This window comes from Burkholderiales bacterium (assembly GCA_036262035.1).
In the GTDB taxonomy this organism is placed as follows: Bacteria; Pseudomonadota; Gammaproteobacteria; order Burkholderiales; family SG8-41; genus JAQGMV01.
This window is the reverse complement of sequence record DATAJS010000005.1, coordinates 69,588-88,621: the sequence shown is the minus strand read 5'-3', so window position 1 is coordinate 88,621 and position 19,034 is coordinate 69,588. Positions and strand designations below refer to the sequence as shown.

Here is a 19,034-nt window from a genome sequence, read left to right as displayed (position 1 = left end):
CCGCCACCACGCATTTCCCCTTTATGTTCCCTCCTCAGGAGCCCGCACGCGGAACGCTCACGGGCCAATCGCCATGCATATGACCGAGCTGAACCATCAAATCTGCACGAACTGCGTCATGGACACCACCGACAGTCGAATCACCTTCGACGAGCGCGGCGTGTGTGACCACTGCAACAACTTCTACCGCAACATTCTTCCGAACTGGCACACCGACGAGCGCGGCGAGCGCGAGCTCGCGGGCCTGGTCGAGCGCATCAAGAAGGAAGGCGAGGGCAAGGACTTCGACTGCATCATCGGCATGAGCGGAGGCATCGACAGCTCCTACCTCACGTACGTCGCCAAGGAGAAGCTCGGCCTGCGCCCGCTCGTCTTTCACGTGGATGCCGGTTGGAACTCGCAGGAAGCGGTGAACAACATCGAGAAGCTCGTCGACAAGCTCGGCCTCGATCTCTACACCGAGGTCATCGACTGGGAGGAGATGCGCGACCTCCAGCTCGCTTACTTCAAGGCCGGCGTGCCGCACATCGACACGCCGCAGGATCACGCGTTCTTCGCGACGATGTACAACTTCGCCGACCGCTACGGCGTGCGCTATATCCTCACCGGAGCCAATCTCTCGACTGAATGCATTCGCAATCCGATCGAATGGATGTACTACCAGTCGGACTCGATCCAGCTACGCGACATTCACGCGAAGTTCGGTACGCGCCCGCTCGTCAACTTCCCCACGACGACCATCCTCTGGCACAAGGTTTATCTGCCGTACGTGAAGCGCATCCGCGTCGAGACGCCGCTCAATTACGTCCCGTACGTCAAGGCGGACGCCATGCGGCTGCTGGCCGAGCGTTTCGGCTGGCAGCCCTATCCGCAGAAGCATTTCGAGTCGCGCTTCACCAAGTTCTACGAGAGCTACTGGCTGCCGAAGAAGTTCGGCTACGATACGCGCAAAGTGCAGTATTCGAGTCTCATCCTGACCAAGCAGATGACGCGGAAAGAGGCGCTGGAGCGCCTGTCGCGGCCGGCGTACGATCCCGAGACCGTCGGTCAGGACTTCGAGTACGTCGCAACCAAGCTCGGCATCTCGGTCGACGAGTTGCAGGGCTGCATGGACGGGCCAAACCGCTCGTACAAGGATTTCAAGTCGCAGCAGTACGTCTACCTGATGGGCGCGCGCGTGATGAAGTGGTTGGGCCTCGAACGCGGCGGCAAGCGATGATCGCGATCGTCGACTACGGCTTGGGCAACGTCGACGCTTTCGCGACGATCTACAAACGACTGAACATCCCCGCGACGCTCGCCACCGGCCCTGCCGACATCGAGCGCGCCGAGCGCGTCATCTTGCCCGGCGTCGGGGCTTTCGACCGCGCAATGACCCGGCTCAACGATTCGGGCATGAGAGCGGCGCTCGACCACGCGGTCCTGCGCGGCGGCAAGCCCGTGCTCGGCGTGTGCGTCGGCATGCAGATGATGGCCGAGCGCAGCGAAGAAGGCGTGCTTCCCGGTCTGGGCTGGATCGCGGGGCAGGTGAAGCGCTTCGACTGCAACGGGGCACGCGGGCTCATGCCGCTGCCGCACATGGGCTGGAACGACGTACAGCCGCTGCGGGGCGAGGGGCTGTTTCGCGGGCTCGAATCGGCTGCCCGGTTCTATTTCCTGCACTCGTACTATTTCGCCGCCGCCGAGCGCGAGCACGTGCTGGCGACGACGGACTATGCGTGCGCTTTCGCGTCGAGCGTGGGCTCGGGCCGCATCTTCGGCGTGCAGTTCCATCCCGAGAAAAGCCACGGCTGGGGCACGCAGCTGCTGAAGAATTTCGCGGAGGTCTGAGCGATGCTGCTGCCACGGATCATCCCGTGCCTGCTGGTCAAGAACAACGGTCTGGTCAAGACCGTTAAGTTCGGCAGTCCCAAGTACGTCGGCGACCCCATCAATGCCGTGCGCATCTTCAACGAGAAGGAAGTCGACGAGCTGATGGTGCTCGACATCGACGCGTCGGCGCAGGGCCGGGAGCCGGATTACGGCCTCATCGGCAAGCTTGCCGCCGAGTGCCGCATGCCGCTCTGCTATGGCGGGGGTGTGAAGACCGTAGCCCAGGTCGAGAAGATCGTGAGCCTGGGGGTCGAAAAAGTGGCGATCAGCTCGGCGGCGGTCGAGCGGCCTGCGCTCGTCAGCGACATGGCGGGGGTGGTCGGCAGCCAGAGCGTCGTGGCCGTGCTCGACGCGAAGAGAAAAGGCGGCAGCGGCGAACCGGAGATCTGGACGCACAACGGCACGCGCGCGACGGGGCGTGAACCCGCCGAGTTCGCGCGTGAGCTGCAGTCGCTGGGCGTGGGTGAGATCGTCGTGAACTCGATCGACAACGACGGCGTCATGAAAGGCTACGACCTCACGCTGGTGCGCGCGATCATGGACGGCGTCACGGTGCCGCTGACGGCGCTGGGAGGCGCAGGTTCGCTCAAGCATCTGGAAGAGCTCATAGCGGCGTGCGGAATCGTCGGCGCCGCGGCAGGCAGCCTTTTCGTGTTCAAAGGCGTCTATAGAGCGGTGCTCATCAACTATCCAGCGCGTGCCGACAAGGACGCGCTCATCGCGGGAGCCGCGCCGCGATGAAACAGGTCCTGCAAAACCTCAGCTCCGGTGAAACGGTAATCGTCGACGTGCCGCGTCCCGCCGTGCCGCCGGGTCACGTGTTGGTCGCGACTCGCAGAAGCCTCGTTTCGGCGGGCACCGAGCGCATGCTCGTCGATTTCGGCAAGGCGGGGCTGATCGAGAAGGCGCGGCAGCAGCCCGACAAGCTGCGCATGGTCCTCGACAAGATCAGGACCGACGGTCTCGCCCCGACGCTCAGGGCGGTGCGCAACAAGCTCGACCAGCCGATCGCGATGGGTTACTGCAACGTCGGCACGGTGCTCGAGGTCGGCGCGGGCGTCACGCGTTTTAAGGTCGGCGATCGCATCGTTTCGAACGGCAAGCATGCAGAGGTCGTGACGGTGCCCGTCAATCTCTGCGCGAAAGTGGCGGACGGTGTGAGCGACGAGGACGCCGCTTTCACCGTGCTTGCGGCGATCGCGTTGCAGGGAATACGGCTTGCCCAGCCGACGCTCGGCGAGACCGTGGTCGTGACCGGTCTCGGTCTCATCGGCCTCATTGCGGTACAGCTTCTGCGCGCACAGGGCTGCCGAGTGCTCGGTATCGATCCCGACGCAGGCAGGCTCGAACTCGCCCGCACTTTCGGCGCCGAAGTCGTCGACGTCGGCCGCGGCGCCGATCCGGTCGCCGCGGCGCAGGCGTACTCGCGCGGCATCGGTGCCGACGCGGTGATTGTCACCGCGTCGACGAAGAGCAGCGAGCCCATGCATCAGGCGGCGCTGATGTGCCGCAAGCGCGGCCGCATCGTCCTCGTCGGCGTCACCGGCCTCGAGCTCTCCCGCGCCGACTTCTACGAAAAAGAGCTCACATTCCAGGTGTCGTGCTCCTACGGCCCCGGCCGCTACGACCGCGCGTACGAAGAGCAGGGCCACGACTATCCCGTCGGTTACGTGCGCTGGACCGAGCAGCGCAACTTCGAGGCAGTGCTCGACATGCTCGGCGACGGCCGCGTCGACTTCGCGCCACTCGTCACGCACCGCATCGCGTTCGACGATGCCGAAAAAGCGTACGCGCTGCTGTCGAGCGGCGAGCCGAGCCTCGGCATCGTCCTCGAGTACGCCGCTGCCGACGCCGCGCGCGCGCCTGCGCTCATGGTGCGCACGACGCCGTTGCCCGCGGCCGCCGCCGAGGCGCGCACCGGCGCGCCAGTCATGGGCGTGATCGGCGCGGGCGGTTACGGAACGGCGGTGCTGATCCCGGCGCTGCGCGACGCCGGCGCGCGGTTGAAGACGATCGCTTCGAGCGGCGGCGTGAGCGCGGTGCACGCCGGGCGCAAGTTCGGCTTCGAGCAGGCGACCACCGACACCGCCGCGCTGATCGCCGATGACGACATCGACACGCTCGTGGTCTGCACGCGCCACGACACTCACGCGCGCTTCGCGTGCGAGGCGCTGCGCGCGGGCAAGCACGTCTTCGTCGAGAAGCCGCTGGCGATCACGCCCGAAGGCCTCGACGCGATCGCGGCGGCTCACGCCGACGCGCTCGCTCGCGGCCGCACGCCGCTCGTGATGGTCGGCTTCAACCGCCGCTTCGCGCCGCACGTGCAGCGGATGAAGGCGCTGCTCGCGACGGTCGCCTCGCCGAAGTCGTTCGTGATCACGGTAAACGCGGGCGCCATTCCCGCCGACCACTGGACGCGCGATCCGCGCGTCGGCGGCGGCCGCATCGTCGGCGAGGCCTGCCACTTCATCGACCTCATGCGCTTCTTGGCAGGTGCCCCGATCGGCACGGTCACCGCCACGCCCGCGGCGAGCGATCCGGACGATGCGGCGATTCTCACGCTCACGTTCGCTGATGGCTCGTCGGGCACGGTGCATTACCTCACCGACGGGCACAAGTCGTTTCCCAAGGAGCGCGTCGAAGTGTTCTGCGCCGGGCGCATCCTGCAGCTCGACAATTTCCGGCGCCTGACCGGCTACGGCTGGCCGGGTTTGCGCTCGATGCGCCTGTGGAGCCAGGACAAGGGGAATGCCGCTTGCGCCGGCGCTTTCGTGCGGGCCGTCGCGACCGGCGGCGCATCGCCGATCGCGTTCGACGAGCTGCTCGAAGTGAGCCGCGTCACGCTCGAGGCGGCCGCGCGTCTGCGAACGGGCGCTTGAGCGTCTCGCGTTATTTCCACACCTTGCGTCACCTGCGGCCGGGTCAGGTCGCGGGCCGCATCGCGTTCCGACTGCGCCGGCCGTCGCCGGACCTGCGCGCCGCGCCACCGCGCCGTCCGGCGAGCGGGACGTGGGCCGCGCACCCCGGGCGCGGCTGCGCGCTGCCGGGACCCCGGCGCATGCGTTTCCTTAATGAAGAGCGCGAGGTCGGGCCCGGCGACTGGGACCGCGCCGACTGGCCCAAGCTGTGGCTCTACAACCTGCACTACTTCGACGTGCTGCACGCCGCCGAAGTCGCGGGCGACCCATCGCTCGGGCACGCGGTCATCGACAACTGGCTGGGCGAGAACCCGCCCGCGCACGGCACCGGGTGGGAGCCTTATCCGCTGTCGCTGCGCATCGTGAACTGGATCAAATGGACGCTCGACGGCAACGCGCTCGCACCGCGCGCGCACGAGAGCCTCGCGGTGCAGGCGCGCCATCTCGCGCGTCGCCTCGAATGGCACCTGCTCGGCAATCACCTTTTTGAGAACGCGAAGGCGCTGGTCTACGTCGGCCTGTACTTCGACGGCCCGGAAGCCGAAGGGTGGCTGGCGACCGGTCTGCGCATACTCGCGCGCGAGATGCCCGAGCAGATTCTCGCCGACGGCGGACATTTCGAGCTCAGTCCCATGTACCACTCGATCGTCCTCGAAGACGTGCTCGACCTCGTCAACGTCGCGCGCGCTTACGCAGCGACGCCGTCGGGCGCGCTCTCGGCCGGGCTCGCATCGTGGATGGCGGCGGTGCCGGCGATGCTCGACTGGCTCGACGCGATGTGCCACCCGGACGGGGGGATCGCTTTCTTCAACGACGCGGCGTTCGGCATCGCGCCCGCGCCCGCGGACATCGCGGCCTACGCGCGGCGACTCGGCTTCGCGGCGCGGTGCGGCTTCACCGCTGGGTTAAAATACCTGCGGGAGAGCGGCTACGTCAGCGCTAGACTCGGACCCGCCGCGTTGATCTTCGACGCGGCTCCCGTCGGCCCCCAATACCTGACCGCCCACGCCCACGCCGACACGCTCTCCTTCGAGCTGTCCTGGCAGGGCCGGCGCATCATCTGCAATTCGGGAACTTCGCGTTACGGCACGGGAAGCGTGCGCGATTGGGAGCGCTCGACGCGCGCGCACAACACCGTCGAGATCGACGCAGAGAGCTCTTCCGAGGTGTGGCACGGGTTCCGGGTCGCGCGCCGTGCGCGGCCATTCGACCACGAGGTGAGCGCGGGCGCGGACGCAATCTCCATCGCGTGCTCGCACGACGGGTACTCGCGGCTTGCCGGGCGTCCGGTGCATCGCAGAGAAATAACGATGAGGGAGAACGAGCTCGTGTGGATCGATCGCGTCGAGGGGCGCGGCCCCCACCGCGTCTGCGGACGCATAACCCTGCACCCCGACGTGAGCGTGCGTGATTGTGGCGACAGGAGCTTCGAGCTCGGCTGCAGCGACGGCACGCTGCTTAGGCTAGACGTTTCGGCATGCGATTCGGTCGCCATCGAGCGTGGCACCTACGCGCCCGAGTTCGGCTGCGTCGTCGAGCGACCGGTGATCGCGTGGGCCGCGTCAGGCGCGCTGCCCGTGACGACGCGCGTCAGCCTGCGTGCCGCAGCACCGCGATGAACATTCTCTTCGTGTGCGACAACTTTCCGCCGGAGATGGGCGCCGGCGCCGCGCGGTGCTTCGAGCACACTCGGCGCTGGGTGGCCGCGGGACATCGCGTGACGGTCGTTTGCGCGGTCCCTAACTTCCCGGAAGGCAAGCTCTTCGAAGGCTGGTCCAACCGCTTTCAGAGCGAGACCATGGCGGGTATCGAGGTGAAGCGCGTGTGGACGTACATGGCGCCCAACGCGGGCTTCGTGCGGCGCACGCTCGATCAGGCGAGCTTCGCGCTCGCCGCGGTCGCGCGAGCGATCTTCCTGCCGCGTCCGGACGTAGTGGTGGCGACCTCGCCGCACCTGCTGCAGGCGGTCGCCGGCTACCTCATCTCGCGCGTGAAGCGCAGGCCTTTCGTGTTCGAGCTGCGCGACCTCTGGCCCGATTCGATCGTGGCGGTCGGCGCGATGCGCGAGTCGCTCGTCATCCGCATGCTGCGCAAGCTCGAATACTTCCTATACCGGCGCGCCGCGATGATCGTGAGCCTCACGCACTCGTTCAAGCGCGTGCTCACGTCCAACGGCATACCCGCGTCGCGCGTCGCCGTGGTGCCGAACGGCGCGGATCTCGAGCTCTACAAGCCCGGCGCGAGGCCGGAGACGCTCGCGTCGCGTCTCGGCGTCGAAGGCAAGTTCGTCGCCGCGTACATCGGCACCGTGGGCATGGCGCACGGCCTGTCGTCGATACTCGAGGCGGCCGAGCGCCTGCTCGATCGCGACGACATCCGGTTCGTGGTGGTCGGCACGGGCGCCGAAAAGGACGACCTCGTGCGCGAGGCCGCGCGCCGCGGGCTTACGAACGTCATATTCACCGGCTCGGTCCCGAAGCAGGAGGTCCCCGAGTACCTCAAGCTCGCCGACGTCGCGCTCGTGCTGCTGCGCAACCTGCCGCTCTTCGAGCAGGTGATTCCGTCCAAGATGTTCGAGGCGATGGCGGTCGGCCGCGCGATCATCCTGGGCGTGCGCGGCGAAAGCCGCGAGATCCTCGAGCGCGCGGGCGCAGGCCGTGCGATCCCGCCTGCGGACACCGACGCGCTCGTGCAGGCGATCCGCGAGCTCGCGGCGCAACGCGAGCAGCGCGAGGCGATGGCGCAGGCGGGCCGACGCTTCGTCTGCACCGAGTACGATCGCGACGTCCTCGCCAGGCGCATGCTCGATGTGCTGGAGAACCTGAACCCGGTCCAGACCTGATGCCTTACACCATAGATCTCATCGCCGCCGCGCGCCCCAACTTCATGAAGGTCGCGCCGCTCTACAACGCGCTCGCCGCGCTGCCCGATGCGCTGCGTCCGCGTCTCGTCCATACCGGCCAGCACTACGACCGCAACATGTCGGATGCATTTTTCTCCGATCTCGGCCTACCCGACCCCCACGCACACCTGGGCGTCGGCGGCGGCACGCACGCCGAGCAGACGGGGCGGGTCATGATCGAGTACGAAAAGCTCTGCATGCGCGAGCGTCCCGACTGCACGATCGTGGTCGGCGACGTCAACTCCACCCTGGCGTGCGCCATCGCGGCGGCCAAGCTGCACATTCGGGTCGCTCACCTGGAGGCCGGGCTGCGCAGCGGCGACCGCAGCATGCCCGAAGAGATCAATCGCATCGTCACCGACTCGATTGCCGACGTGCTGTGGACACCGTCGCCGGATGGCGACGAAAATCTCGCGCGGGAAGGCGTCCCGGCGGAGCGCATCTGCCGCGTGGGCAATATCATGATGGATGCGCTCGAGATGAGCCGGGCGCGTTTCGAGGCGCGCCAGTACGCGCGGCAGCTCGGACTCGCGGCGGGCGGATACGGCGTGGTCACGCTGCACCGTCCGAGCAACGTCGACGATCCCGCGCAGCTGCGGGTGTTGGCCGATATGCTGCGCGAGAGCGCACGCAGCCTGCCGCTGGTCTTCCCGGTGCATCCGCGCACGCACAAGTGCCTGGTCGAATTCGGATTGTGGGAGACGCTGAAGCAGCCGGGCATCACCCTGCTCGAGCCCGCGGGCTACATCGAGTTCATGAGCCTGTTGTCGACGAGCGCGGTGGCGATCACCGATTCGGGCGGGCTCCAGGAGGAGACGACGTATCTCGGCATCCCGTGCCTCACCCTGAGGGAGAACACCGAGCGCCCCATCACCGTCACCGAAGGAACGAATCGGCTGATGCGGCCGGGCGAGGTGCCGCACGCGATACGGCTCATACACGAGCGGCGCTGGCCTCAGGGGCGAACGCCGCAGCTATGGGACGGCAGGACCGCCGGGCGCGTGGTGGCAGACCTTTTGCGTCGAGCCCCGACTTGGTAGGCCTGCTGACGGCATAAGACGGCCTGACGCCGTGTTCGCAGTATGGGACAATAGTCGTTCCGCATTGAAAGGAAACCAGATGAAGGTGCTGATCACAGGAGGGGCGGGCTTCATCGGCTCGCACATGGCCGAGAGGCTGCTCGAGCGCGGCGACGAGGTCTACGTGGTGGACGACCTCTCGACGGGCGCCATCGAGAATATCCAGCACCTGAAAAGTCATCCGAACTTCACGTATTACATCGAGTCGGTCGGCGACACCCGCCTCATGGCCGAGCTGGTCGACCTGTGCGACGTGATCTACCACCTCGCCGCGGCCGTCGGGGTGCGGCTGATCGTCGAGAGCCCGGTCGCGACGATCGAGACCAACATCCGCTGCACCGACGTCGTGCTGAAGCTGGCGGCGAAAAAGCGCAAGCGCGTGCTGATCACATCGACCTCGGAAGTGTACGGCAAGCGCGACAAGGTCCCGTTCCGCGAGGACGACGATCTGATCATGGGTCCCACCAGCAAAGGCCGCTGGAGCTATGCCTGCTCCAAGGCGATCGACGAGTTCCTCGCCATCGCCTACTGGAAGGAAAAAAAGGTGCCCACCGTGGTGGCGCGCCTGTTCAACACCGTCGGCCCGCGACAGACGGGCCGCTACGGCATGGTCATCCCGAATTTCGTCAAGCAGGCGCTCGCCGGAGAGGACATCACGGTCTTCGGCGACGGCCAGCAGACCCGCTGCTTCACCCACGTGCACGACGCGGTCGGCGCGCTGATCGGCCTGGCCGATCACCACGACGCGGTGGGTGAGGTGTACAACATCGGCAACAGCGGCGAGATCTCGATGATGGAGCTCGCGCAGCGCGTCAAGGCGCTCACCGGCTCGAAATCGAAGATCGTGCTGATCCCGTACACCGAGGCGTACGAGGACGGTTTCGAGGACATGCAGCGCCGCGTGCCCGACATCGGAAAGATCCAGCGTCTCATCCAGTACTCACCGAAGAAGACGCTCGACGACATCCTGGCGAGCGTGATCGAGTTCCAGCAGGGCACGCACGAGCGGCGGGGACCCCGGCGGGTCGCCGTCTGATGCCGGCCGGCGCCGCGCGCACCGCGCGCGGGCGCCGCGGCGTCACGTAAAACTCCTGGAAGGCACATGCAACTCGCGCTTGCGGCGCTTTCTGCGTTTCTCCTGAGCCTGTTCTTCACCGCGTGCGTGCGCGCGGCGGCGCGCCACTACGGCGTCGTCGCCAAGCCCCGCAAGGACCGCTGGCACCAGAAGCCGACCGCCATGCTGGGCGGCGTCGGCATCTATCTCGCGTTCGCCGTCGCTTTCGCGCTGTTCGCGCCGCCCGCCCCGAAGGCGTATGCGATCCTCGCCTTCGGCACCTTCATCTTCGTCGCCGGCTTCATCGACGATCTCGTCCAGATCAAGCCTTACACGAAGCTGAGCCTGCAGCTCATCGCGGCCGCGGGCATCGTGCATTTCGGCGTGAAGCTGCCGTGGTCGAGCTACGAGACGCTCAACGACATCGTCACGATCTTCTGGCTGGTCGCGATCACCAACGCGATCAACCTGCTCGACAACATGGACGGCCTGGCCGGCGGCGTGTCGCTGATCGCCTGTGTCGCGATGATCATCGGCTTCGTCGCGAACGGCCAGCCTGCGGAGGCGATGCTGGTGTGCCTGCTCGCCGGCGCGCTGCTGGGCTTCCTCGTCTACAACTTCCATCCCGCGTCGATCTTCATGGGCGATTGCGGCTCGATGTTCCTCGGCCTCACGGTGGGCGCGACCGCGCTGCTCAACGATTACAGCCGGACCTTCAATCTCGCGGCGGTCCTGCTCACGCCGGTGCTCATCTTCCTGATCCCGATCTTCGACATGGGCTTCGTCACCGTCACGCGCAAGTTCTACGGGCGGCCGGTGTCGCAGGGGGGCAGGGACCATACGTCGCACCGGCTGGTGGCGCTGGGGATGTCCGAGCGCAACGCGGTGCTCATGTTGTGGCTGATCGCGGCGGCGTCGGGGGCGCTCGGCCTTTACGTGCGCGTGATCAACGTGCACGTGGCGCTGCTGCTCGTGCTCACGTTCGCGCTGACCATCCTCTTCTTCGGGCTGCATCTCGGGAAGGTGCGCATCCACCAGCCCGACAGTCCGGACGTCAGCAATCGCTTCGTCAACGTGCTGGTCGAATTCTCGTACAAGAAGCGCATCTTCGAGGTGCTCCTCGACCTCATGCTCATCTCGCTCGCGTATTTCGCGAGCTTTCTCTTCCGCTTCGGCGGCGACCTTTCGCTGGAGCACTTCAACATCTTCGTGCTCACGCTGCCCGCGGTGCTGGTGATACAGCAGATCGCGCTGCTCGCAGGCGGCGTCTATCGCGGCATGTGGCGCTACTTCAGCGTCGCCGACGTGATCGTGATGGGGCGCTCGACCGTGGCCGCGGCGGTGCTGAGCGCGTTCGTCGTCAACCTGATGACCGGCGGCGTGCGCGGCGCGAACGGAGTCTTCGTCCTCGACGCGCTGATCCTGCTGGCGCTCATCTGCGCGAGCCGCCTCTCGTTCCGCATGCTGGGAACGCTGATCTCCGACCGGCAGCGCGCAGCCCATCCCGAGGCGACGCCGGCGCTCATCTACGGCGCCGGCGACGGCGGGGAGTGGCTGCTGCGCGAGCTCGCGAACAACGCCGAGCACCGCTACCGCGTCGTCGGCTTCCTCGACGACGACCCGATGAAAGTGGGCAAGATTATCCGCGGCTGCCGCATTTACGCCCCGGGCGATGCGCCGCGCCTCGTCGAGCGCCACGGCGTGCGCGACGTGCTGGTGTCCAGCGGCTCGATTCCCGCCGAGCGCCTGCGCAGCCTGCGCAGCCGCGGCGTGCACCTGCTGCGCATGCGCGTCTCGTTCGAGGACGAGACGCTCACCGTCGATGCGCAGGCCGCGACCGAAGACTCACGCCTGAGCGCGTTCGCCGTCGAGCCCCCCGGCGAGGCGCTCGGCGTGACCGAGCGTCGCGCTCAGCAGCGCACCCCGGGATGACGGCGGAATGGGCACACCGACTGCTTTTCGGTGTGGAACGGCTACGAATCCACTTGATCTTGCCGATACAACCTGTGGTAACATGAACTCGGCGTACGAATACCCCGTCCTCAAGGAGCAACACATGAAATTAAAAGCGGCTTTGGTGGCAGCACTGGTTGGCTTATCCCTGGCAGCGGCGAATGCGGCCGTGGTCGACCCGGCTGAACCCCCGGCAACCCCGGCGGGCGGCGCTCCGGAAGCGGGTATCGGCGTAGCGGGCGCGGCCGGCATCGCGATCGGCATCGGCGTGATCGCTGCGATCGCCAGCGGCGGCGACGACAACGGCGGTGGCGCGACCGCGACTGCGACCGCGACCGGCACGAACTAGTCGTCTCGAAACAGAGGTTTAGAAAGGGCCTCGGCGCAAGCCGAGGCCCTTTTTCATGCCGGAATCCGACCCTGCCATGCGCACCGCACGCCTGACCTTCGCCGTCGCCGCACTGCTCGCCTTGCCCGCGTGCACCGGCGGCTTCAGCGCGGTGGTTCAATCGATGCGCGAGGTCCTGCCGAAATCCGCCTCGACCGACTCGGCCGCGCTCGACCCCAGGCTCGAGTACATCCGCGTCACGCGCGGCAAGCAGGTCGCGATGCTGTGGCGCGGCAGCGTCGAGCAGGCGCCTGCGGGGCGCATCGACGTCTACTACAGCGGGCTCGGCGAGGTGATCCGCGTCCAGAACGGCAGGATCGTCGGGGCGCTCGGCCTCACCACCGAGTGGCGCGGCGCGGAAGTGTCCGCGCCGTCGTGGACCGCGGCCGCAGGCGCCGCCGAGGCGTCGCGCGTGGTGCGCACGCGAGACGTCATGCCCGGATACATCTCGGGCCTCACGGAAGAGCTCGCGCTGCGGCGGATCGCCGCGCCCTCCAGCACCGCGCTGCGCGCCGTCGCGCCGGAGAGCCTCACGTGGTTCGAGGAGCGGGTGACGCAGAGCGCCGGATCGGGTTCGAACGTGTTGCCGCCCGCTCGTTACGCGGTCGATCTCTCCAGCGCGGGCGGCACCGTCGTCTACGCCGAGCAGTGCCTCGCGACCGACCTGTGCTTCAGCTGGCAGCGCTGGTCGGCTGCGCTGCAGCAGGCCGCTACACGCTAGGCGCCGTTGGGTCCGGACTGCATGTAAACTCCGGGCGGAGGCGGGCGTCGATCAAGCCCGTCCCACAACGAAGCTCCCTCTCCGAAGATTGAAACCCAGGCGGCGGAAACCCACGCGTCGCGCCGGCGCGCGCATTGCGGCTGCGGCTGCGTCGGTGGCTCTCGCGGTCCCCGGCGCGCTGAGAGCGGCGGAGAACCCGCCCGCGGAATCGCCCGCGCCGCGCACGGACACGCCGGCCGCCGCCAAGCCGCCCGCGCGGCCTTTGCGCCAGCCCCGGCTCAGCGACTGGTTGCTCCAGCAGAAGCGCTCGCCTGACGACTACCCGCTCGGTGTGAGCTGGCGCGTGCCCGAAGAAGTGCCGGGGCAGACGCTGCTGAAGCTCGAGATCGTCACGGCGCTCGCGGCGGGGCAACGCGGCGTGAGCGGCGATGCGGGCGCGCTCAGGCGTCTGAAAGACTGGGTCTCCGGGCTGCCTGTGACCGGTCGTGTCCCCGTGGCGAGCGCCGACGGGCGCTGGCTCCAGGTGAACCCGTCGCGCGACCCGCTGCTCGCCCCCGGCCACAGCCTCGTCATGCCCAGGCGGCCGCGCACCGTGACGGTCGTCGCATCCGACGGGACGCGCTGCGCAGTGGTGCATCAGGCGGGACGCGAAGCGCGGGCGTACATCGACGCGTGCTCGAGCGCGGGCGTCGACTGGGCGTGGATCGCGCAGCCCGACGGCCGCGTCCAGCGCGTCGGCATCGCGTTGTGGAACCGCGAGCGCCAGGACGAACCCGCGGCGGGGGCGTGGATCTGGGCGCCCGCGCGCGGCGCCGGCTGGGACGAAGGCTTCTCCGAAAAGCTGATCCGGTTTCTCGCGACCCAGGGGCCGGCGCCTGATCCCGGCACTGCGCCCGCACCCGCCGACACCATCGAAAATCGGGCGGCGCTGAAAGACGTTCCGACGGATCAGGGCGCGACCGCCGGCGCCGGCGAGGGCATGGTGCTCGGCGGCGGCATGTCGCTCGGCCTGTCGGAGGCGCTGCTCGCGGCGTACGCGCCGCCGGCGCCCGGCGATGCGCCGCGCACGCCGGTGCCCGAGCCCGCGCCGGTGATGCTGCGCAACGAAGCGCGCGAGCCGAGATCGCGCGACCTGACCGTGAGCTCGAGCGACTGGGGCAACGTCGGGCTGCTGCAGACACCGACGGCGCGCATGCGCACCGCGGGGCACCTGTCGTTCCATTACAGCTACACGGCGCCGTACGGCCGCAGCAACGTCATGTTCCAGCCGTTCGACTGGCTGGAAGGCGGCTTTCGCTATACCAACGTCAACAATCGTCCCTACGGCGCGCCCGAGCTGTCCGGCGACCAGAACTACAAGGACAAGAGCTTCGACATCAAGCTGCGTGCGTGGAAGGAATCGGCTTACCTGCCCGAAGTTGCGGTCGGACTGCGCGACATCGGCGGTACCGGCTTCTTCGCCGGCGAATACGTCGTCGGCAACAAGCGCACCGGCGACTTCGACTGGAGCCTCGGGCTGGGCTGGGGCTATCTCGGCGGCCGCGGCGACGTACGCAATCCGCTGCGCATCTTCGGCAGCCGCTTCGACACGCGCGGCGGCTTCACCGGGCAGGGCGGCGAGCTCTCCTTCTCGACGTATTTCCACGGGCCGGCGGCGCTGTTCGGCGGCGTGCAGTACCACACCCCGTGGGATCCGCTCACGGTGAAGGTCGAATACGACGGCAACGATTACCAGCACGAGCCGCAGGCGAACAACCAGCGCCAGCGCACCCCCATCAACGTGGGCGTCGTCTACAAAGCCGCGAAAGGGCTCGACTTCACGGTCGCTTACGAGCGCGGCGACAAGCTGATGTTCGGGGTGACCCTGTATACCGATCTCCCGCGGCTCGGCCAACCCAAGGCGAGCGATCCGAAACCGGTGCCGGTGCGCGAAGCCCGCCCCGCACAGGCGCCGGACTGGTCGAAGACCGCGCAGGACCTCGCGAGCCAGACCGACTGGCGCGTGCGCAGCATCGAGCGCAACGGTAACGAAGTGCACGTGACCTTCGACGACGCGGGCGCGGCGTACTGGCGCTATCGGCTGGACCGCGGCACCGCGGTGCTCCACCGCGACGCGCCGCCGTCGGTCGATCTGTTCCGGTTCTCGTACCGCAACGCCGGCGCGGACATGGCCGAGCACGTCGTCGACCGCGAGGCATGGGTCGCCGAGCGCGTGCATCCGCTGCCGCCGTCGCAGCAGCGCGAGGCGGTCGTGGCGCAGACGCCGCAGCCGGCCTCCGGCGTCGGCGAGGTGGTGCACGACGGGCGCCCGCGCGATCTGTTCGAGCACGGCCTGCGCCTCTCGTATGGGCAGGTGCTCGGCGGACCCGACGCGTTCATCCTGTGGCAACTCGGCCTGGTGGAGGACCTGCGCCTCAACCTGCGGCCCGATACGTGGGTTTCGAGCAGCGTGCGGCTGCGCCTCGCGGACAACTACGACAAGTTCAAGTTCACGGGACCGAGCAGCCTGCCGCGCGTGCGCACGTTCCAGCGCGAGTACCTGACGACGTCGAACGTCACGATGACGAACCTCTACGCCGCGCACGTCGGGCGCGCGGCCGAAGGCCATTACTACAGCGCGTACGGCGGCTATCTCGAGGAGATGTTCGGCGGCGTCGGCGGGGAGTGGCTGTATCGGCCGTTCGCCAGCCGCTTCGCCTTCGGCGTCGATGCGAACGCGGTACGTCAGCGCGACTTCGACCAGCACTTCGGTTTCCGCGACTACGACGTGTTGACCGGGCACGGCACGATCTACTGGGACACCGGCTGGAACGATGTGCTCGCGCAGGTCTCGGTCGGGCGCTACCTCGCCAAGGACTATGGCGCGACCGTGCAGGTCTCGAAGGTCTTCAGAAACGGGGTGACGCTCGGGGCGTTCGCCACGCGCACCAACGTGTCGACCGCCGAGTTCGGCGAAGGCAGCTTCGACAAGGGCGTCTTCCTGAGCATCCCGTTCGACGCGCTCTTCACGCGTACGAGCCGGTCGAACATCTACACGATGTGGCGGCCGCTCACGCGCGACGGCGGAGCGATGCTCATCCGTCCGGTGCAGCTCTACAACCTGACGAGCGCGCGCAGCGACCGGACGCTGTGGTATGCGCCTGCGGACCAGCCCAACGAGAAACGCAACGTCGTCGACCGCAAGGTCGAGAACCCGCCGCCGCCCAAGCCCAACGTCGTCGAGCCGTATACGCGGGTGACGCCGAAGCCGCCCGCGCAGCAGTGGGAGCGGCCCGGCTCGCTCGACCAGCATCGTCTCGTCGAGGACTTGTACGCGCAGGGTTATCGCAACATCAGGGTCGATTACGACACGTCCGAGCGTGTCGTGATCGCGGCCTCGCATTCTGACCTGAAGCCGATCGGACGCGCGGTCGGGCGCGCGGCGCGCACCGCGCTGCTCAAAGCGCCGCTCTCCGCCCGCGGCGTCGAGGTCACGATCTCCAGCGGCGCGACGGTTCAGGCGCGCTACGAGTTCTTCAACCTCGAGGTGTTGCGGCGCTACTTCGACGGCGAGATCGGCGCCGAGACGCTGATGCCGTACGTGAAGATCGACTGGATGAATCCCGCCGCGCGCGTACGCGATCCGCTGCGCGGGCTCGACGATCTCAGTCCGGAGGCCAGCACCCAGTTCATCGGTGCAGTCGTGCCCGAGACGTTCTCGGTGAGCCGCGTCGCCAACGATTACCTCGCGGCGGCGAAGACCGCGACACAGGTCGACTGGCTGCGCGCGACCGCGATCGGCGCGGGGCTGGTGCTCACGAGCAGCATCCTCGACAACCGCGGCCGGCGTTTCTCGGAAAAGCACACGGGCAACACCGGCTTCGATCGATTCATCGACTTCGGCAACGCCATCCCCTTCGTGGCGATGGGCGCGGCGGGTCTGGCCGCCATCGACGGCAGCGATCCGCGCCGCTCGCGCACCGGATATGCGGCGTTCGAGGCCGGCGCGGCCGGCTTCGGTCTCGCCACGGGTCTGAAATACGTCTTCGGACGCGCGCGGCCGAACACCGGGCTGAACCATACGACGTTCGAATGGGGCACGCGCGACGACACGTTCCAGTCCTTCCCGTCGCGGCACAGCGTGGTCGCGTGGAGCGTCACCACGCCTTTTGCGCTCGAATACGACATGCCGTGGCTGTACGCTTTGCCCGCGCTGACGAACCTCGCGCGCATCGGCAGCCGCGAGCACTGGGTGTCCGACACCGTCGCCAGCAGCCTCATCGGCTACGGCCTCGGCCGCGTCTTCTGGCAGTCGTCGCGCGACCAGCGCAAAGGCGATCCGCGCGTGTTCTTCGACGGCTCGTCGATCTCGATGTGGTGGCCGTGGTGAAGCTTGTAGTGGCCGGCGTGTCGTTCATCGTGGCGATGAGCTCCGCGTTGGCGCAGAGTCCCGCGTGCAAGGTGCTCGATCCCGAGCTCCGGGGCAGCTACAGCGGCGGCTGTATCGGCGGTCTTGCGCAGGGCAAAGGCGAGGCCCGCGGCATCGCGACGTATGTCGGCGAGTTCGTCGCCGGCCGGAAGCACGGTCGCGGCGTCAAGACGTGGCCGGCGACCGGCGACCGCTACGAAGGCGACTTCGTCGCCGATCGCAAGGAGGGCAAGGGAACCTACGTCTGGGGCAGCCGGTCGCCTTCCGCGGGCGAGCGTTACAGCGGCGATTACCTCGGCGACCGCCGCCACGGCGACGGCGTGTACGAGTGGCCGGGCGGCGATCGCTATTCGGGGCCGTGGGACAACGATGCGCCGACGGGTGCGCCGACCAAAGGGATGATCGCACGTGCGCGCGCGCTCGCCGAGCGCGCGGCGGTCATCGGCGTGCCGGGCACGCGCGTGTGCCGCGAGCTGCGCGTCGGCGTCGCGACGCTCGACATCGTGCGCGGCACCGTGCTCGGCCGTCGCGGCGATGCCATACGCCTGCGCATCGACGACGCGGGCAAGTTCGAGCACGTGCTCGACGGGCGCGCGGTGCACAAAGGCGACGTGCTCGACGAGCCGATACGTTATTGGCTGCCGTGTAGCTAGCGCACGAGCTTCAGCAGCTCGTCGAACGAATCCTGAAAGAGCTTGACGCCCTGCGTCTGCAGCGCCTCGCCGACTTCACCCATCAGGATGCCGTGACGCGCGAGCTCCGCGAAGACGTGTCGCGCGTGATCCAGTCCTTCGGTCAGCGTCGCCGCCGCCCGGCCGTGATCGCGGAACGCGTTGAGCGTCGCGTCGGGCAGCGTATTGATCGTCTCGGGCCCGATGAGCGGCTCGACGTACATGACGTCGCTGTACGCCGGGTTCTTGGTGCCCGTGCTCGCCCACAGCATGTATTGCCGCCGCGCAGCCTTGGCGGCGAGGGGCGCGAACAGCGGACCGCCGAACACCTGTCGATATTCCTCGTACGCGAGCTTGGCGAGCGCAACGCCGGCATGGCCTTTGAGCTGCAGCGCATCGCCGCCGATCTCGTCGAGCTTCTTGTCGACGAGCGTGTCGACGCGCGACAGGAACAGGCTCGCCACCGACTTGATCGGGCGCGGATCGGCGCCGCTGCGTCCCAGCCACTGCTCGATGCCGCGCATGTAGGCCTGCGACACGTCGCGCACGTGGTCGAGCGAGAACATCAGCGTCACGTTGACCGAGCAGCCCTGTCCGATGAGCTGCTCGATCGCTTTCAGGCCGGCTTTCGTCGCCGGAACCTTGATGAGCAGATTCGGCCGGTTGACCTCGCCTTTCAGCCGCAAGCCCGCCGCGATCGTCCCTTCGGCGTCGTGCGCGAGCGCGGGTGAGACTTCCAGGCTCACGTAGCCGTCCTCGCCGTCGGTGCGCACGTACAGCGGGAGGAAGAGGTCGCACGCGCGCTGGATGTCGCGGATCGCCAGGGCCTCGTAGCGGCGCTCGGGCGTCATGCCGGCGTCGCGCTTCAACGCGGCGAGCTCGTCGCGGTAATGCGGGCTCTCGCTGATCGCCTTGAAGAAGATGGTCGGGTTGGACGTGACGCCCGCCAGGCTGTCCTCGTTGATCAGGCGCTCGAGCGTGCCGTCCTCGAGCAGGGTGCGGGAAAGATTGTCGAGCCAGACGCGCTGGCCGAGCGTGTGCAATGCAAGCAGCGAATTTGCCATGACG

Annotated in this window: 14 protein-coding genes; 13 read left to right on the top strand and 1 reads right to left on the bottom strand. The window is 67.8% G+C overall.

Annotated features, from left to right (window positions below):
- Positions 1 to 73 precede the first annotated feature (73 nt).
- From VHP37_03390 to VHP37_03330, 13 genes are all read left to right on the top strand, one after another.
- On the top strand, positions 74 to 1,219 hold the full coding sequence (locus tag VHP37_03390; GenBank protein HEX2825365.1) for an N-acetyl sugar amidotransferase: 1,146 nt from the start codon (positions 74 to 76) through the stop codon (positions 1,217 to 1,219).
- Positions 1,216 to 1,830, top strand: a complete 615-nt coding sequence (gene hisH / locus VHP37_03385; protein HEX2825364.1) for an imidazole glycerol phosphate synthase subunit HisH — start codon at positions 1,216 to 1,218, stop codon at positions 1,828 to 1,830. The genes VHP37_03390 and hisH overlap by 4 nt, the downstream gene beginning before the upstream one ends.
- A gap of 3 nt (positions 1,831 to 1,833) precedes the next feature.
- Entirely contained in the window at positions 1,834 to 2,613 is a 780-nt protein-coding gene (locus VHP37_03380; GenBank protein ID HEX2825363.1) for an AglZ/HisF2 family acetamidino modification protein, read from the top strand.
- Positions 2,610 to 4,751, top strand: coding sequence for a bi-domain-containing oxidoreductase (locus VHP37_03375; GenBank protein HEX2825362.1), 2,142 nt, complete (start codon positions 2,610 to 2,612; stop codon positions 4,749 to 4,751). The genes VHP37_03380 and VHP37_03375 overlap by 4 nt, the downstream gene beginning before the upstream one ends.
- Positions 4,748 to 6,409 carry an alginate lyase family protein gene (locus tag VHP37_03370; GenBank protein HEX2825361.1) on the top strand — a complete coding sequence of 554 codons (1,662 nt, stop codon included), beginning with the start codon at positions 4,748 to 4,750 and terminating at the stop codon, positions 6,407 to 6,409. Before VHP37_03375 ends, VHP37_03370 begins: the two co-directional genes overlap by 4 nt.
- Positions 6,406 to 7,632, top strand: a complete 1,227-nt coding sequence (locus tag VHP37_03365) for a glycosyltransferase family 4 protein (protein ID HEX2825360.1) — start codon at positions 6,406 to 6,408, stop codon at positions 7,630 to 7,632. Before VHP37_03370 ends, VHP37_03365 begins: the two co-directional genes overlap by 4 nt.
- Positions 7,632 to 8,732 (top strand): UDP-N-acetylglucosamine 2-epimerase (non-hydrolyzing), encoded by a 1,101-nt coding sequence (gene wecB, locus VHP37_03360; protein HEX2825359.1) that lies wholly within the window; start codon positions 7,632 to 7,634, stop codon positions 8,730 to 8,732. The genes VHP37_03365 and wecB overlap by 1 nt, the downstream gene beginning before the upstream one ends.
- Positions 8,733 to 8,811: 79 nt before the next feature.
- Entirely contained in the window at positions 8,812 to 9,807 is a 996-nt protein-coding gene (locus VHP37_03355; protein HEX2825358.1) for a GDP-mannose 4,6-dehydratase, read from the top strand.
- A 66-nt stretch (positions 9,808 to 9,873) separates the two neighbouring features.
- A complete protein-coding gene (locus tag VHP37_03350) occupies positions 9,874 to 11,757 on the top strand; it encodes a hypothetical protein (protein HEX2825357.1) in 1,884 nt (627 codons plus the stop codon).
- Positions 11,758 to 11,839: 82 nt separating this feature from the next.
- On the top strand, positions 11,840 to 12,127 hold the full coding sequence (locus VHP37_03345; GenBank protein ID HEX2825356.1) for a hypothetical protein: 288 nt from the start codon (positions 11,840 to 11,842) through the stop codon (positions 12,125 to 12,127).
- 76 nt (positions 12,128 to 12,203) lie between these two features.
- Positions 12,204 to 12,887, top strand: a complete 684-nt coding sequence (locus VHP37_03340; GenBank protein HEX2825355.1) for a hypothetical protein — start codon at positions 12,204 to 12,206, stop codon at positions 12,885 to 12,887.
- Between the two features lie 154 nt (positions 12,888 to 13,041).
- The gene (locus tag VHP37_03335) at positions 13,042 to 17,256 is read left to right on the top strand and encodes a YjbH domain-containing protein (protein HEX2825354.1); all 4,215 of its coding nucleotides are present in this window, start codon (positions 13,042 to 13,044) and stop codon (positions 17,254 to 17,256) included.
- On the top strand, positions 17,253 to 17,948 hold the full coding sequence (locus tag VHP37_03330; GenBank protein ID HEX2825353.1) for a hypothetical protein: 696 nt from the start codon (positions 17,253 to 17,255) through the stop codon (positions 17,946 to 17,948). Before VHP37_03335 ends, VHP37_03330 begins: the two co-directional genes overlap by 4 nt.
- Here the strand turns inward: VHP37_03330 and tal are convergent.
- Positions 17,945 to 19,030, bottom strand: coding sequence for a transaldolase (tal, locus tag VHP37_03325; GenBank protein ID HEX2825352.1), 1,086 nt, complete (start codon positions 19,028 to 19,030; stop codon positions 17,945 to 17,947). The two genes, VHP37_03330 and tal, sit on opposite strands and share 4 nt — an antisense overlap.
- Positions 19,031 to 19,034: the final 4 nt, after the last annotated feature.

Excerpts from the sequence above, each read along its gene's own strand:
- VHP37_03380 (HEX2825363.1), top strand. The coding sequence starts at position 1,834 with ATGCTGCTGCCACGGATCATCCCGTGCCTGCTGGTCAAGAACAACGGT.
- VHP37_03375 (HEX2825362.1), top strand. The coding sequence starts at position 2,610 with ATGAAACAGGTCCTGCAAAACCTCAGCTCCGGTGAAACGGTAATCGTC.
- VHP37_03355 (HEX2825358.1), top strand. The coding sequence starts at position 8,812 with ATGAAGGTGCTGATCACAGGAGGGGCGGGCTTCATCGGCTCGCACATG.
- VHP37_03340 (HEX2825355.1), top strand. The coding sequence starts at position 12,204 with ATGCGCACCGCACGCCTGACCTTCGCCGTCGCCGCACTGCTCGCCTTG.
- VHP37_03390 (HEX2825365.1), top strand. The coding sequence starts at position 74 with ATGCATATGACCGAGCTGAACCATCAAATCTGCACGAACTGCGTCATG.
- VHP37_03365 (HEX2825360.1), top strand. The coding sequence starts at position 6,406 with ATGAACATTCTCTTCGTGTGCGACAACTTTCCGCCGGAGATGGGCGCC.
- wecB (HEX2825359.1), top strand. The coding sequence starts at position 7,632 with ATGCCTTACACCATAGATCTCATCGCCGCCGCGCGCCCCAACTTCATG.
- VHP37_03350 (HEX2825357.1), top strand. The coding sequence starts at position 9,874 with ATGCAACTCGCGCTTGCGGCGCTTTCTGCGTTTCTCCTGAGCCTGTTC.
- hisH (HEX2825364.1), top strand. The coding sequence starts at position 1,216 with ATGATCGCGATCGTCGACTACGGCTTGGGCAACGTCGACGCTTTCGCG.
- tal (HEX2825352.1), bottom strand. The coding sequence starts at position 19,030 with ATGGCAAATTCGCTGCTTGCATTGCACACGCTCGGCCAGCGCGTCTGG.
- VHP37_03345 (HEX2825356.1), top strand. The coding sequence starts at position 11,840 with ATGAACTCGGCGTACGAATACCCCGTCCTCAAGGAGCAACACATGAAA.